The 13,930-nt window shown below is 68.0% G+C and carries 13 protein-coding genes and 1 other RNA gene; 4 read left to right on the top strand and 10 right to left on the bottom strand.

Annotation, left to right across the window (positions count from 1 at the left end):
- The coding region (locus tag QM597_RS02720; protein ID WP_415003338.1) for a YqgE/AlgH family protein at positions 1–276 on the bottom strand (276 nt) is incomplete at its 3' end.
- A 17-nt stretch (positions 277–293) separates the two neighbouring features.
- Here QM597_RS02720 and QM597_RS02725 point away from each other — a divergent pair.
- Positions 294–1,073 (top strand): MerR family transcriptional regulator, encoded by a 780-nt coding sequence (locus QM597_RS02725; protein ID WP_415003339.1) that lies wholly within the window; start codon positions 294–296, stop codon positions 1,071–1,073.
- Between the two features lie 345 nt (positions 1,074–1,418).
- On the opposite strand, the gene QM597_RS02730 is transcribed toward QM597_RS02725, so the two are convergent.
- Positions 1,419–1,931, bottom strand: a complete 513-nt coding sequence (locus QM597_RS02730; protein WP_415003340.1) for a hypothetical protein — start codon at positions 1,929–1,931, stop codon at positions 1,419–1,421.
- Between the two features lie 133 nt (positions 1,932–2,064).
- On the opposite strand from QM597_RS02730, the gene QM597_RS02735 reads away from it, so the two are divergent.
- Positions 2,065–2,727 carry a TetR/AcrR family transcriptional regulator gene (locus QM597_RS02735; protein WP_415003341.1) on the top strand — a complete coding sequence of 221 codons (663 nt, stop codon included), beginning with the start codon at positions 2,065–2,067 and terminating at the stop codon, positions 2,725–2,727.
- A gap of 211 nt (positions 2,728–2,938) precedes the next feature.
- On the opposite strand, the gene QM597_RS02740 is transcribed toward QM597_RS02735, so the two are convergent.
- The 3 genes from QM597_RS02740 to QM597_RS02750 all read right to left on the bottom strand — a co-directional run bounded on the left by QM597_RS02740 (position 2,939) and on the right by QM597_RS02750 (position 6,892).
- On the bottom strand, positions 2,939–3,982 hold the full coding sequence (locus QM597_RS02740) for a DUF3048 domain-containing protein (protein WP_415003342.1): 1,044 nt from the start codon (positions 3,980–3,982) through the stop codon (positions 2,939–2,941).
- Positions 3,983–4,201: 219 nt separating this feature from the next.
- Positions 4,202–5,155: a glycosyltransferase family 2 protein gene (locus QM597_RS02745; protein WP_415003343.1), complete on the bottom strand. Its 954-nt coding sequence runs from the start codon at positions 5,153–5,155 to the stop codon at positions 4,202–4,204.
- Positions 5,156–5,416: 261 nt separating this feature from the next.
- Entirely contained in the window at positions 5,417–6,892 is a 1,476-nt protein-coding gene (locus QM597_RS02750; protein ID WP_415003344.1) for a flavin-containing monooxygenase, read from the bottom strand.
- Between the two features lie 90 nt (positions 6,893–6,982).
- Here QM597_RS02750 and QM597_RS02755 point away from each other — a divergent pair, with 90 nt between their 5' ends.
- Both QM597_RS02755 and QM597_RS02760 read left to right on the top strand, forming a co-directional pair.
- Entirely contained in the window at positions 6,983–7,588 is a 606-nt protein-coding gene (locus QM597_RS02755) for a vitamin K epoxide reductase family protein (protein ID WP_415003345.1), read from the top strand.
- An 87-nt stretch (positions 7,589–7,675) separates the two neighbouring features.
- Positions 7,676–8,917, top strand: a complete 1,242-nt coding sequence (locus QM597_RS02760; RefSeq protein WP_415003346.1) for an MFS transporter — start codon at positions 7,676–7,678, stop codon at positions 8,915–8,917.
- Positions 8,918–9,096: 179 nt separating this feature from the next.
- Here the strand turns inward: QM597_RS02760 and ssrA are convergent.
- The 5 genes from ssrA to QM597_RS02785 all read right to left on the bottom strand — a co-directional run bounded on the left by ssrA (position 9,097) and on the right by QM597_RS02785 (position 13,918).
- Positions 9,097–9,467, bottom strand: a transfer-messenger RNA (tmRNA) gene (gene ssrA, locus QM597_RS02765).
- 70 nt (positions 9,468–9,537) lie between these two features.
- Positions 9,538–10,125 (bottom strand): maleylpyruvate isomerase family mycothiol-dependent enzyme, encoded by a 588-nt coding sequence (locus QM597_RS02770; RefSeq protein WP_415003347.1) that lies wholly within the window; start codon positions 10,123–10,125, stop codon positions 9,538–9,540.
- A gap of 18 nt (positions 10,126–10,143) precedes the next feature.
- Positions 10,144–11,337 (bottom strand): acyl-CoA dehydrogenase family protein, encoded by a 1,194-nt coding sequence (locus QM597_RS02775; protein ID WP_415003348.1) that lies wholly within the window; start codon positions 11,335–11,337, stop codon positions 10,144–10,146.
- Between the two features lie 83 nt (positions 11,338–11,420).
- Positions 11,421–12,308, bottom strand: coding sequence for a DMT family transporter (locus QM597_RS02780; protein WP_415003349.1), 888 nt, complete (start codon positions 12,306–12,308; stop codon positions 11,421–11,423).
- 221 nt (positions 12,309–12,529) lie between these two features.
- Positions 12,530–13,918 (bottom strand): WS/DGAT/MGAT family O-acyltransferase, encoded by a 1,389-nt coding sequence (locus tag QM597_RS02785; protein WP_415003350.1) that lies wholly within the window; start codon positions 13,916–13,918, stop codon positions 12,530–12,532.
- Between the last annotated feature and the right edge of the window lie 12 nt (positions 13,919–13,930).

Below are 13,930 nucleotides of genomic sequence, written 5' to 3' on the forward strand. Positions count from 1 at the left end.
CCAGCCGGACGGCGGCGCGGCGCTGGCCGGCAGCACGCCGACGGCCAGCGCCGAGTCCATCGCCACCGGACCGCCGCAGAACACCCGTCCCGGCGAGGTCACCGCCGCGCCCCATGCCGGAAGCACGTCGCGGACCTCGGTGTCCATCGGCCGGTTGACGATCACGCCCAGCGCCCCGTCGTCATCGTGGTCGAGCACATAGACGACGCTGCGCGCGAACACCCCGCCGGAAATGGCCGGGGTGGCGACCAGAAGCCGACCCCGCCAGACGCTCATACGCCTATGATGCCCGCATGTCCGATGCATCGGCGACGAGCAGCCCCGAATCCGACGAGACCGAGTTCACCATCGACGAACTCGCGGCCCATGTCGGGATGACCGTACGCAACGTGCGCGCCTACGCCGGGCGCGGCATCCTGCCCCCGCCGCGGCTGGAGGGACGCACCGGCTACTACGGGCGCGAGCACGTGCAACGGCTCCAGCTCGTGCGCGAACTGCTCGACCGGGGCTTCACTCTCCAGGCCATCGAGGCCAACGTCCGCGAGGCCCGCCCGTCCGTGGCCGGCCACACGCTCGACCTGTTGCGCATCCTCGACGAACCGCACGACGTCGAGCCGGAGATCATGACGCGCGACGCGCTCGCGGCGCTCGCCGGCGTCGACCGGGACAACCAGCTCATCGACGACCTCGCCACCCACGGCCTCGTGCGCTGGATCGACGGTGACCACGTGGAGCTGCTGCAGCCCCAGATCGTCCGGATCGGGGCGACCGTGGTGAACCTGGGACTCGATCCGTCGACGACCATCAGCCTCTACCCGCTGCTGCGCTCGCGCCTGCGAGCCATCGCCGACGCCTTCGTCGCCTCGGTCTCGAACGAAATCATCGACCCCTTCCTCGATGCGGGCATGCCCGAGGGCGAGTGGACGCAGATCCTGGCCATCGCCGAAAGCCTGCTGCCCATCGCCGGGCAGATCACGCTCGCCATCTTGCGCGAACAGCTCGGCCAGGCCATCGACACCGAGCTGACCGCGAAGCTGGAGCGCGCCCGCATGGCCAATGAGAGCCACGCCTGAGGTCCGATTGAGCGATTCGGCAGATACGTGCCGTTGGGTGAGGGGCACCCTTCGAGGCTGGGGGCGTCTCCCTGAACGGGGCGCTGCGGAGTTCTTGGGGGACTGGTTCCTCGCGGCACCTCAGGACCCGCGAGGAACGAGCGAGCCGGTCCCTGAGGTGCGAGGCCGCCTGCGGCCGGGCCTCGAAGGGTGCGAGGAGCCTCGAAGGGCGCACCTCAATGACCGGGTTCCGCCTATCAGCGGAATCTCTTGCTCCTCGGGGACCAGACAAGGCAGAAGCCTCCTCGGGTCACCGAGGGAGGAAGTGACCCGAGGAGGCTTCCGGAACGGGGACGATCAAGCTGGTCAGGCCGCCAGTGCGTTGCGCAGGCGGGTGAACAGGTTCGGCACCTCGGCCGGAGCCGGAGCGATCTCCGGCAGCACGGCCTGATCGCGCGCGCTGTCGGCGATCTCCTGGCCGCGGTCGAGCAGTGTCGGCGACATCGCCGGCACGCCGGCCGCGCGAGCGAGGATCTCGTTCTCCTTCTCGATGGCTTTGGCCATCTCGGGCAGGTGACGACCGGCGTCGAGTAGCCGACGAGCGCCGGGCAGAGCCGCAGCGGCGTCACACCAGGCGTTGATGACGCCGATCTCGGGGGTGTCGGCACCGTCGCCGACCAGCACGTCCAGGCGGGTGCCGAGCTCGGTGGCCCAGCGGATCTGAATGTCAAGCAAGAGCAGGGCGTCGTCGGGGTAGGCCTCACGGGCCTCCGGCACAGCAGCCACGGCGTCGGCGAGCGTGACACCGGCATCCGCGTCGGCAATAGCCAGAACTTCGGAAACGACAATCTTGCGACGTCGGTAGGCATCCCAGGTCATGGTCGCGATCCTTTCGTCGGGGGGAGTACGTACCGTCGGTACGTACTTCGAGTATGGAGCATTTGCGCAGGTCAGACCACTTGAGCGCATGTGATTCGCCCCACGGCACCACCACGGGTCTACGATGTGATCCATGACTCACCCGGCCTCGAAGGTTCTGCGCGCCGCCCGCAGCAAGAGCAGTTCGGGACGCCGTTATTCCTCGGAAACCAAGGCAGCACTCATCGCCAGCGCGGCCCGGTTGTTTGCCGATCACGGCTACGCCGGGACGTCCCTCGACGAGGTCGTCGCCGCCTCGCGTGTGACGAAGGGCGCGTTCTACCACCACTTTCCGAGCAAACTCGCACTGTTCGAGGCGGTCTTCACCGGACTGCAGGAGTCCGCCATTACCCGGATCGGCGAGGCGTTCGCCAGTGAAAGCGACCCGTGGGATCAGGCCCGCATCGGCCTGCGCGCCTTTCTCGACGTCAGCCGCGAGGCGCAGTTCCGCCGCATCTGCATGCAGGAGGCCCCCGCAGTGCTCGGCCAGGAGGCCTTCGCCGAGGCCGAACGGGCAGCCTCCCTGGGCTTCATTCACGACGTCGTGAACCGCATCGTCGACGGCATTGGTGCCACCGACATCGACCGCGAGGCACTATCGGCGGTGTTCTACGGTGCGATCCGCTCCTCGGCCGAGTTCGTCGCCGACGCGAGCGATCCGGACCTCGCCAGCGAGCGGGTCGAGGAGTCGATCAACCTCATCCTCATGGGCCTGCGCAGCCTCGGCCAACTCTCCGCCGAGTCAGAGGACCGCTGACTGAACTCGGTCATTGTCCCCCGCAAGCGGGAGGTACCCCCAGTGCGAACGCAGCACACCGGGTCCTGAGGTGCTGCGACGAAGGAGCAGCCTCGAAGGGCGAAGGGACCCCAGCGACAACCGCTGCCTGGGTCATTTCGAGGCTCGTCGCAAGCTCCTCACGCCTCAATGACCGAGTACTGCTTCGCCCGGAACCGCACGACCGTCGAACTTACTCGAAGGTGGCGGCACCGTCGTCTTGGGGCACCAGCTCGATCCAGGTCTTGCCCGCCGGGATCGCGACCGACTCACCTGCCGCGTCGACGATGCTCAGTACGTCACTCTTGGAGTCCTTGCTCCAGGTGCCCTCGAACACAGAGCCGCCGATGGCCACCACGGCCCGGCCGGTTCCTTCGAAGACCGTCTCGGGAACCTCCGAACCCCCGCTGTCGCGATAACCGGCGTCCTGCACCGGCGCGAACACCACGACGAGGTTGTTGGCGACGAACTCCTCGCCGGGTGCCGCGTGACCGTTGACCCTGGTCCAGCCGCCGTCGGCGAAGGCGAACTCGGTGGTGTGGCTGCTCGAGAAGGTCACCGAGGCGGAAGTGACCGCATGGGCGTCGCCGGGCAGCGTGATCTCCTGTCCGACCGGGAGGAACTCGAAGTACGGGCCGGGCACCGGGCTGTCGGCAGCCTCCGCAGCAAGTTCCGTCAGGTCGAGCAGACGATTGTAGGGGCGCTTCTTGGCCGAGTCGCTGCTGAAACCGGGAGCGTTGTTGTCCTCGGTGTAGGTAGTCAGTCCTTGCGCCTCGATGACCTCGTAGGACGGTTCGGCCCCACCGGAGGCAACCACGTGGGCCGCGACCGGGGCGGCGATGCCCGCGTCGGTGCCGCGCAGCGAACGCACGTGACCGACCTTCGTCGGCAGCGTCGAGTAGTAGAAGGCGGCCAGGCGGGTGATGCCCCCCTCGACCAACTCCTCGACCACGAGATCGGCCTGGTTGACGGCGTACTGCGGCTCCCCGGCGTCGCTGTTCTCGATCTTGACCACGAACACCGGGTTCGCGGGCGGCTCCTCGGGGAACTCCAGGCCGGTCAGCGGCGAGACCTGCACGACGGTCGTGCTCTCGCCCTTCTTCGCCTCGTCGTCGGACTTCTTGTCCCCGCCGCAGGCGGAAGTCAGCACGAGGGTGACGGCGGTCACAGCGGCAAGGAGGCGGAGCTTCATGCCCGCCAGGATGCCCCACGGGCCGGCCCCCACGAGCGATGACACGCGGGGCGCATCGAATCCAACCAGGGCGGTGTCGAGGATGCCCGCCAGAACCTCGGCCCTGTGTCCCTTCCCCGCACAAGGCATTGGCGGCACCTCCCGCTTGCGGGGGACAATGACCGGCTCCGCCTATCTGCGGAATCTCTTATTCGCGCGACACACGAAATGAACGCCGGCACGTGATGTCAGGCAGACTGTGAGTCATGTGCGTGACCCACTCACTCACTGCTCTGACGGATGCTCCCGCGCACTGCGCACGGATTCCACGATGTAGAGCGGTCGACCTTGCACCTCGGTGTATACCCGCCCGATGTAACTGCCGAGCACACCAAGCACGATGAGTTGCACCGCGCTGACAAAAAAAACCACGACGACGAGGAACGTCCAGCCCGCCACGGCCGACCCCAGCCCGAACAGCCGCGCCCCGGCAACGTACATCGCCCCCACGATGCTCAGCGCCGCGAACAGGAAGCCCAGCCGGGTGATGACACGCAGCGGGAAAGTCGAAAATCCGATGATACCGTCGCCGGCGAGTTTGAGCATCTTGCGCAGCGGATAGCCGGTCTCCCCCGCATGGCGATCATGCCGGTCGAACTCGACGGCCACCTGGCGAAAACCGAGGCTGGCCACCATTCCCCGAACGAACCGGTTGTGCTCGGGATAGCGCTTGAGCACGTCGACCACGCGCCGCGACAGCAACCGGAAGTCACCGGTATTGCGGGGGATCTCGACCTCGGCCACGCGACTGAGCATGCGGTAGTACGCCGACGCTGTCGCCTTCTTGAACGCCGAGTCCTGGCGGCTGCGGCGCTGCGCGTAGGCGACGTCGTAACCCTCCTCCCAGCGCTCGATCAACTCCAGGCTCACCGCCGGCGGGTCCTGCAGGTCGCTGTCCATGATGATGACCGCATCACCCACGGCATTCTCCATGCCGGCGGTCACCGCGATCTGGTGGCCGAAGTTACGAGCGAAGTTGACCACAACGATCCGGTCGTCCGCAGCGCGCAACTCCTCCAGCAGGTCAAGTGAGCCGTCAACGCTACCGTCGTTGACGAAGACGAACTCGAACGCGTACCGGGCGGCGATGGGTTCGATCGTCCGCAGCAGCGTGTCGTACAAGACCGGGATGTTGCCTTCCTCGTTGAAAATCGGGAAGACGTACGACACGGTTTTCACGAGATGTCTCCGTTCATTCAGCGATAGGCCCGCCCGCACTCCTCCTCAAGGAAGAAGTGGACACAAGTGTTGTGGCTAAGCGGCCAGCGTAGTGCTGGTCGTGGTGGAGGCTGCGGGGGCCTGCTCGCCGACGGCTCACGAGAGGTAGCCGCACACGAAGTGGTGCCGTCGGTTGATGTAGCCCATGATCCGCGTCCGCAGGTCTCGACATCAGCCCAGGCAGGCGTGGTCGGCCGAGCAGTAGGCCGACCGCAGGCGTGACTACACCTTTGCGGGGGCGGTGTCCCAGATCATCGCCTCGTCGAGGTCGGTCCGCTTGTAGTCCCAGGAGTCCAGCCACCAGTTCTGCCGGATCGTCCAGGGCCGCGTGCTCCCCTGCTTCGGCAGCAACTGCGCGACGCGCTGCACGTAGCCGGAGGTCAGGTCCAGCAGCGGGCGGTCGTTCCCGCCGGGGCCGTCCGGGTGCGGTGCGCCGAAGCGGCGTCCGGTGGCCCGCAGGTGCTCGACGAATCGGGCCACGTACTGCGAAGACAGGTCGGCGCGCAGCGTCCACGAGGCGTTCGTGTAGCCCACGCACCAGGCGAGGTTCGGCACGCCGCTGAACATCATGCCCTTGTAGACGAACAGTTCGTGCGGATCGAGCAGCTGTCCGTCGACCTCGATCTCGGAGGTGCCGAAGGTCACCAGTTGCAGGCCCGTGGCCGTCACGACGATGTCGGCCTCCAACTCGCGGCCGTCGGTCAACCGGATGCCGGACTCGGTGAACCCGTCGATGTGACCGGTGACGATGTCGGCCTGGCCCTGCCGGATCGCGCGGAACAGGTCGCCGTTCGGCACGATGCACAGGCGCTGGTCCCACGGGTTGTAGGACGGGTTGAGGTGGGTGTCGACGTCGAAGTCCTGCGGCACCGCGCGCCGCGCCCGCGCGAGCAGCAGCCGCCGGGCGAGCTTGGGGAAGCGCTGGCAGAACTCGTAGAAGCCGACCGCGAGCGAGGCATTGCGGAACCGGGTGATCCGGTGCGCGAGGCCGGCCGGAAGCAGCTTGCGGGTGATCGGGACGAGCGGGTCCTTCTGCGGCAGACTGGTGATGAAGGTGGGCGAGCGCTGCAGCATGGTGATGTGCTCCACCTCGTCGGCCATCGACGGGATGAGGGTGACGGCTGTGGCCCCGCTGCCGATCACGACGACGCGCTTGCCGGCGTAGTCGAGGTCCTCGGGCCAGAACTGCGGGTGGACCACAGTGCCGCCGAAGTTCTCAAGGCCGGGGAACTCCGGCGTGTACCCGGTGTCGTAGGAGTAGTAGCCACTGCAGAAGTAGACGAACGAGGCCGTCAGCGCGGTCACGCCGTCGCCGGTCATCGCCGTGACCGTCCACTGCGCGTCGTCGCTGGACCACGACACCTTCGTCACCCGATGACCGAAACGGATGTGCGGCATCACGCCGTCCTCGGCAGCGGTGTCGGCGATGTACTGACGGATGTCAGCACCGTCGGCGATGGATTTCTCGTTGGTCCACGGCTTGAACGGGTAGCTCAGCGTGTACATGTCGCTGTCGGAGCGGATGCCCGGATAGCGGAACAGGTCCCACGTGCCGCCGATGCGGTCGCGGGCTTCGAGGATCGTGAAGGACGACGACGGCGAGATCTCGCGCAGCCGGTGCGCCGCGCCGATGCCGGACAGCCCGGCTCCGACGATCAGGACATCGACATGATCGGTGAGGCTGGGTGCTGCGCTCATCGGGACTCCTCGGATCGACCGGCGATCCGCCGGTGATGTGACATGGCCGGTGTCACGATACCGCCTCCGCTGCCCTCTTACACTGGCGGCGTGACCGATACGACAGTCGGCGATCAGCGCCTCGCAGCCGAGACGGACCTGCGCGGCCTCGGGATCTTCTGGATCGTCGCAGGCACCATCGCGCTGGCCTCCTCCCTCATCTTGACCGTCGAGAAGATCCATCTGCTCGAACACCCCGGCGAGGACCTGAACTGCGACATCAGCGCCTTCGTCAGTTGCGGCGGCGTGGTCAACCAGTGGCAGGCAAGCGCCTTCGGCTTCCCGAACACACTCATGGGCATCGTCGGCTTCACCATCGTCGTGACGCTCGGCGTGCTGCTGGCTGCGGGCGTCGCACTGCCGCGCTGGTGCTGGGCCGGGGTGGCGGCCGGAGTGACCTTCGGCATCGGCTTCGTCACCTGGCTGCAGAGCCAGAGCATGTATGTCATCGAGGTGTTGTGCCCGTACTGCATGGTCGTGTGGACCATGATGATTCCCCTCTTCGTCGTGTCCATCGGCCAAGTGCTGCGCGTCTACGCGCCGGCTGCGGCGCTGACGCGGGTGGTGACCGAGTGGCGGGTGCTCATCATCTCGCTGTGGTACCTCGCTGTGGCGAGCCTGATCTGGTTCCAGTTCGGCGAGACCCTCTGGGCCTGAATCGGCCGGGCGCTTCAGGACTGCTCGGCAGCCTCTGACCTGAGGCACACCCGCCGGAGCCACACCGGACACACGTAGTGTCTGAGCATGTATCCCCCGACCGTCGCCACCCTGGCTGACGCGGATGTGCAGGCCGTCCACCGCCGCACGCTCGCGACGGTCATCGCCTCGCAGACGCTCGGCGGTGCCGGGCTGGCTGCGGGCATCACCGTCGGAGCCCTGCTGGCCCAGGACATGCTCGGCAGCGAGAGCAGCGCCGGCCTGCCCGCCGCCTTGTTCACCCTCGGCTCGGCGCTGGCCGCGTTCAGCGTCGGCCGGTACTCGCATCGGGCCGGTCGTCGCCGCGGCCTGGCCGCTGGATTCGCTGCGGGCGCACTCGGGGCGGCGGGCATCGTCGCCGCAGCGACGCTCGACAGCCCGGCGCTGCTGTTCGCGTCGCTGTTCGTCTACGGCGCGGGCACCGCGACTAATCTCCAGGCGCGCTATGCCGGAACGGACCTCGCCCCGGCCTCCCAGCGGGCCACGGCCGTCTCCATCGCGATGATCGCCACCACGCTGGGGGCCGTTGCCGGACCGAATCTCGTCGAGCCGATGGGCGAGGTCGCCGAGGCACTCGACGTACCGCGCCTGGCCGGGCCGTTCATCCTCGCCGCCGCGGCTTACGGCCTGGCGGCGCTGGTGCTGTTCGTGTTCCTGCGGCCCGATCCGCTGCTGACCGCCCAGGCCGTCGCCCGCCAGGAGGCCGCCGACGCCACGACGACCGCCGCAGAGACGGCCACAGCACGCTCGGGTGTGGTCATCGGTGCCGCCGTCATGGTACTGACGCAATGCACCATGGTCGCGGTGATGACGATGACGCCGGTCCACATGCGCCACCACGGGCACCAGATGGGCGATGTCGGCCTGGTCATCGGCCTGCATATCGCGGCGATGTACCTGCCCTCGCTCGTCACCGGGCGGCTGGTCGACCGGGTCGGGCGCATCCCCATGGCGATGGCAGCCGCCGTGACGCTGCTGGCCTCGGGCCTGCTGGGCGCTCTTGCACCGGGTGAGTCGATGCCGCTGCTGGCGGTGACGCTCATTCTGCTCGGGCTGGGCTGGAACTTCGGCCTCATCTCCGGCACCGCGCTCGTCGCCGATGCCACTGCGGGGGCAACGCGGGCGCGCACCCAGGGTGCCGTCGACGTGCTGATCGCTCTGTCGGGTGCCGGCGGCGGCGCGCTGTCGGGCATCGTCATGGATGCGACCAGCTACCAGGCCCTCGCCATCGGCGGCGGCGTGCTCTCTCTCGCGCTGCTGCCGGTCCTCGCCTGGTACGCCCGCCGGTGAACCCCGGCCCCTGAGGCGCGAGGCCGCCTGCGGTCGAAGCCGGGTCTTGAGGCGTTGCGACGAAGGAGCAGCCTCGAAAGGCGAAGGGCGCTCCGTTCAGGAGGGGCCCACTCGATTCACGGTGCCCTCAATAACGGCCTGTGGCCCCACCCCAAAGAACGGGGCGGGGCCACAGACCGTTGTGGAGCTGCGGGGAATCGAACCCCGGTCCTATGACGTTGCATCAGGGCTTCTCCGGGTGCAGTCCGTCTGGCGCTTTTCTCGGCCCCGGTGCTCGGACGAACGCGTCACCGACAGGCTCAGCCACAGTTGAAGTCCCGATCACGCCCTATGACACAGCGTGGCCGGCAAGTCCCCTGAATGAGACAGACGATCCGGGACGGGGACGCTCCCGGGTCTGCCCTTCACCAGTCGCCTCAGGCGGCGAGGGCGAAGTCAGTGCGCTTGGAATCGGCACTTATTGGGTTGCAACGATCGTTTGAGAGATGACGTTGCCTTCTCTACCCGCTTCACCTGATCCGAACGACCACAGTCGAAACCGATCAGCCCCTCTTGAGTTGTCAAACACCGCCGTGGCGGCACACCCAGCATAACGCGCCGAACCGGCCACGGCATTCCCGTCAGCCGGGAAGCAGATCGGCTCGACCCGACAGGGCGAGGGCCAGCGATTCGGCGGTGGCCTGCACCACCGGCCCCTCCTCACCGTGGGACCAGTCGACGTCGGTCGCTTCCAGACGCACCGCCGGCAGCGCCGCTCCCCCGAAAGCCTTGCGTGTCTTCGGGGCGACCAGCAGATCCAGGACGATCGGCCAGACCTCCGGGGAGCTCTCGATCTCGATACCCAGCGGCACCGCGGCGTCACGTCGGTGAATGACGATGTCGGCCAGCGGCGCACGCCAGTCCATGCCGGGCGGGCTGAAGTGCGACTCTGCGTGGTCGCGCATCGCCGCTGTCAGCTCAGCCACCGGGCGGCCGACCCGTGCCTCCGCCAGGGCGGTGTTGGCCCGGTCGAAGCTGAACCGGGCCCGCACCATCGCCATCGCGACCTCCCGCACACTCGCGGTCGGCCCCACCATGACGTGCGCGGCGACGTGCTTGACCGTCCACTCCCCACACAGCGACGGCGAAGCGAGCTGCTCCGGCGTCAGCGAGTCGATCAGATCGGCGAAGGCACGCCGCTCGGCGGCGATCAGGTCCCAGCGTTCCATGAGCGGAACGCTACCGGCTCAGAGCTTGTAGTCCTTCAGCAGCGAACGGCCGATGATCATCTTCTGGATGTCGCTCGTGCCCTCGCCGATCAGCATGAACTTGACCTCGCGCATCAGCCGCTCGATCTCGTACTCCTTGGAGTAGCCGTAGCCGCCGTGAATGCGGAAGGAGTCCTCGACGACCTCGTTGGCGTACTCGCTGGCCAGCATCTTGGCCATACCGGCCTCGACATCCATGCGCTTGCCGGTGTCCTTCAGGCGCGCGGCGCGGACCATCATCGTGTGGATCGTCTCGACCTTGGTGGCCATCTCGGCGATACGGAACAGCACCGCCTGATGGTCGGCGATCTGCTTACCGAAGGTCTTGCGCTGCTGCGCGTAGGCGACACCCAGCTCGAAGCCGCGGATCGCCAGGCCGCAGGCGCGAGCGGCGACGTTGACGCGGCCGACCTCGACGCCGTCCATCATCTGGAAGAAGCCCTTGCCGGGCGTGCCGCCGAGGATCTGGTCGGCCGAGATCTTGTGATCTTCGAGGATCAGCTCGGTCGTCTCGACACCCTTGTAGCCCATCTTCTCGAGCTTGCCCGGCACCGTGACGCCCTGCGCGGTCTCGCCGAATCCGGCTTCCTTCTCGACCAGGAACGTCGTCATGTTCTTGTAGACGCTGTCGGCGCCCTCGTCGCTCTTGCACAGCACCGCGACCAGCGTGGACGTGCCACCGTTGGTCAGCCACATCTTCTGGCCGGTGATCGAGTACGAGCCGTCGTCGAGCTTGGTCGCCTTGGTCGAGACCGCCGAGACGTCCGAGCCCAGGCCCGGCTCCGACATGGAGAAGGCGCCGCGCACCTCGCCCGTGGCCATCCGGGGCAGGTACTTCTGCTTCTGCTCCTCGGTGCCGTGCTGCATCAGCAGGTAGGCCACGATGAAGTGCGTGTTGATGACGCCCGAGACGCTCATCCAGCCGCGCGCGATCTCCTCGACCACGAGCGCGTAGGTCAGCAGCGACTCACCGAGTCCGCCGTACTCCTCGGGGATCGTCAGACCGAAGACGCCCAGTTCCTTGAGGCCGTCGACGATCTCCTGGGGGTATTCGTCGGCGTGCTCCAGATCCTGCGCGACCGGGATGATCTTGTCCTCGACGTACTGGTGAATCGTCTTGAGGATCTCGGACTGGACGTCGGTCAGTCCGTCGGTCTGGGCAAGGCGTCCCATGCGTGGCTCCCTGTGAGAAAGAGGCGGGCGAACAGGGGCGACTCTAGCGCCCGCGCTTCCCGCAGCCCGCGCCGTGTCGGGCGTCAGTCGGTCAGCGGTGCTTCTCCGGCCGCGACCTCGGTGGCCGCCCTCCGGGTGACGACGATGACCAGGCCTCCCAGGATCAGCGCCAGCCCGGGATAGATCCCCAGGTGCGGTGCCTGGCCCAGGAACGCCGCTGCCAGCAGCGCCGCACACGGCACCTCCATGAGCAGCAGGAGCGACACGACGGTCGGACTCATCACTGCGAGCAGATGGTTGAACAGCGAATGGCCGAGGAACTGCGCGGCCACGGTCACTGCGGCGATGAGGCACCAGTCGCGGACACCGAAGCCGGTCAGGCCGACGCCGCCGACCGCGCTCGCCGCCAGCAGTGCCACCGCGCAGACCAGATAGCAGATCGCGGTATAGGTGGTCGTCGAGACCTCCTCGCGTACCGCGCTGCCGGCCAGCAGGTACAGCGCCGCGAACACGCCGCCGGCGACGGCGAGTCCATCCCCGGCGAGCGCCCGTGTCGAGACCTGGAAGTCGCAACCCGAGACGACCGCCACGCCGGCCACTGCCAAGGCCGAGCCGAGCAGTGCCTGAGCTGGGACGCTCACTCCGCGCAGCCGGTCGATCAGCAGAATCCAGACCAGTTGGGTCGAGACCAACGCAGTGGCCGCAGCGACGGAGGTGAGTTTCAGGGAGGCGACCCAGGTGCCGAAGTGCAGCGCGAGCATGATGCCGGCGACCACCGCGAGACACCGGCCGCGCGGTGACAGCCGGGCCAGTTCGTCACGTCGGCGCAGCAACGTCAGCGGTGCCAGGACGGCGGCGGCCGCCGCATTGCGCCAGAAGGCGATGGCCAGCGACGGCGCGGCCGAGGCCGCCATGAGCGGCCCGGAGGCCGACACGCCGCACAACCCGACCACCACCCAGAGCACCGTCACCCGGCCCAGTCTGGACCAGGCCGGTGCCACTCAGAGCATCCGCATCGACACCGGAGAGGGAACAGGCCCGGACTCGAAAGCGGTACCCGGTCATTGAGGCGCGAGGAGCTTGCGACGAGCCTCGAAATGACCCACGCAGCGAGCCGTTACAGAATCCCTTCGAGGCTCCGGCCGCAAGCGGCCTACGCACCTCAGGGACCGAGGTCCACCTGCTCGCGCCGTCAGCCCCAGGTCTGCTCGAGTTCGGCGAGCGCGGTCTCCAGGTGCAACAAGATGCGCTGCAGGTGCGGCACGCTGCGGCGGCAGCCGATGACGCCGAAGTCGAGGTATCCGGCCCGACTGGTCAGCGTGATGTTGATCGCCTGCCCGTCCAGCGCGATGGACACCGGGTACAGGCCGTCCAGGCGCGCACCGTTGAAGTACATCTCCTCGCTCGGCCCCGGAACGTTCGACACGATGACGTTGAACGGCGGGTGCGTGGCGTTGACGAAGCCCGGGATCGGCGACAGCGCCAACGGCAGCATCTGCAGCGCTGAGAACGCCAGGATCTGTGTCGGTGAGAGGTCCCCGAGGATGCGCTTGGCCTGCCGCGCCGAAGCCGCGATCTCCTCCAGCCGGGTCGAGCCGTCGTCCTTGTCGGTCGCCAGGTTGACGATGATCGCGCCGACCTGGTTGCCGCCGGCGTCCGCGCTGCCCGAACGCAGGGACAGCGACACCGGCACCATGGCGGTCATCGACTGGCGGGGCAGCGCGTTGTTCTCGATCAGGTAGTCCCGCAGCGCGCCGGAGACCATCGCCAGCACCACGTCGTTGAGGGTCGTGGCCGACGACTTCGCCACCCGCTTGATCCGCTCGATCTCCCAGGACTGGGCCGCGAAACGGCGAGCACCGCCGACCGGCACGTTGAGCATGGTCTTGGGCGCGCGCGGCAGGGTCAGGTCGTTGGAGCCGATGGCCTCGGCCGCGATCCGCACCGAGGCCGGCACCAGGCCGGCGACGTCACCCACCGTCGACGCGGCAGTCCGCGCCACCGACCGGGCCAGCCGCAGCGGGGCGAAGCCACCGCTCTCCTCGCCCTCAGCCGAAGGGCGGCGGCGCTCGTGCAGCCACGGCGGCAGGCAGTCGGTCGCCGACGGGTCGGTGCTCAGCGAGCGCCGCATGAGCCGCACCGCCGACACCCCGTCGACCATCGCGTGATGGACCTTCGTGTAGACCGCGAACCGCCCGTCCTGCAGTCCGTCGACCACGTGGCACTCCCACAGCGGACGGTGCCGGTCGAGCAGCGAGCCGTGCCACAGCGACGTCGCTGCCAGCAACTCGCGAACGCGCCGCGGCTCGGGCAGCGCCGAATGCCGCACGTGATACTCGGCGTCGATGGTGTCGTCGGTCGCCCACCACGTGCTGCCGACCGCAGCGACCGGGTCGGCCGGGCGCTTGCGAAACAGCGGGTTGACGTTCTCGCTGGTGCGGAAGGTCTCCAGCAGCTCGCGCACGAACTCCGGCCCGGCACCCTCGGGACGTTCGAACAACTGCAGCCCCCCGACGTGCATCGGGTGCTCCCGTGACTCAGCCAGGAGGAACATCGAATCGGTCGGCGGCATAAACGGCATGTGGGGTTCCTC

This window comes from Aeromicrobium sp. (genome assembly GCF_047607065.1).
Lineage (GTDB): Bacteria > Actinomycetota > Actinomycetes > Propionibacteriales > Nocardioidaceae > Aeromicrobium.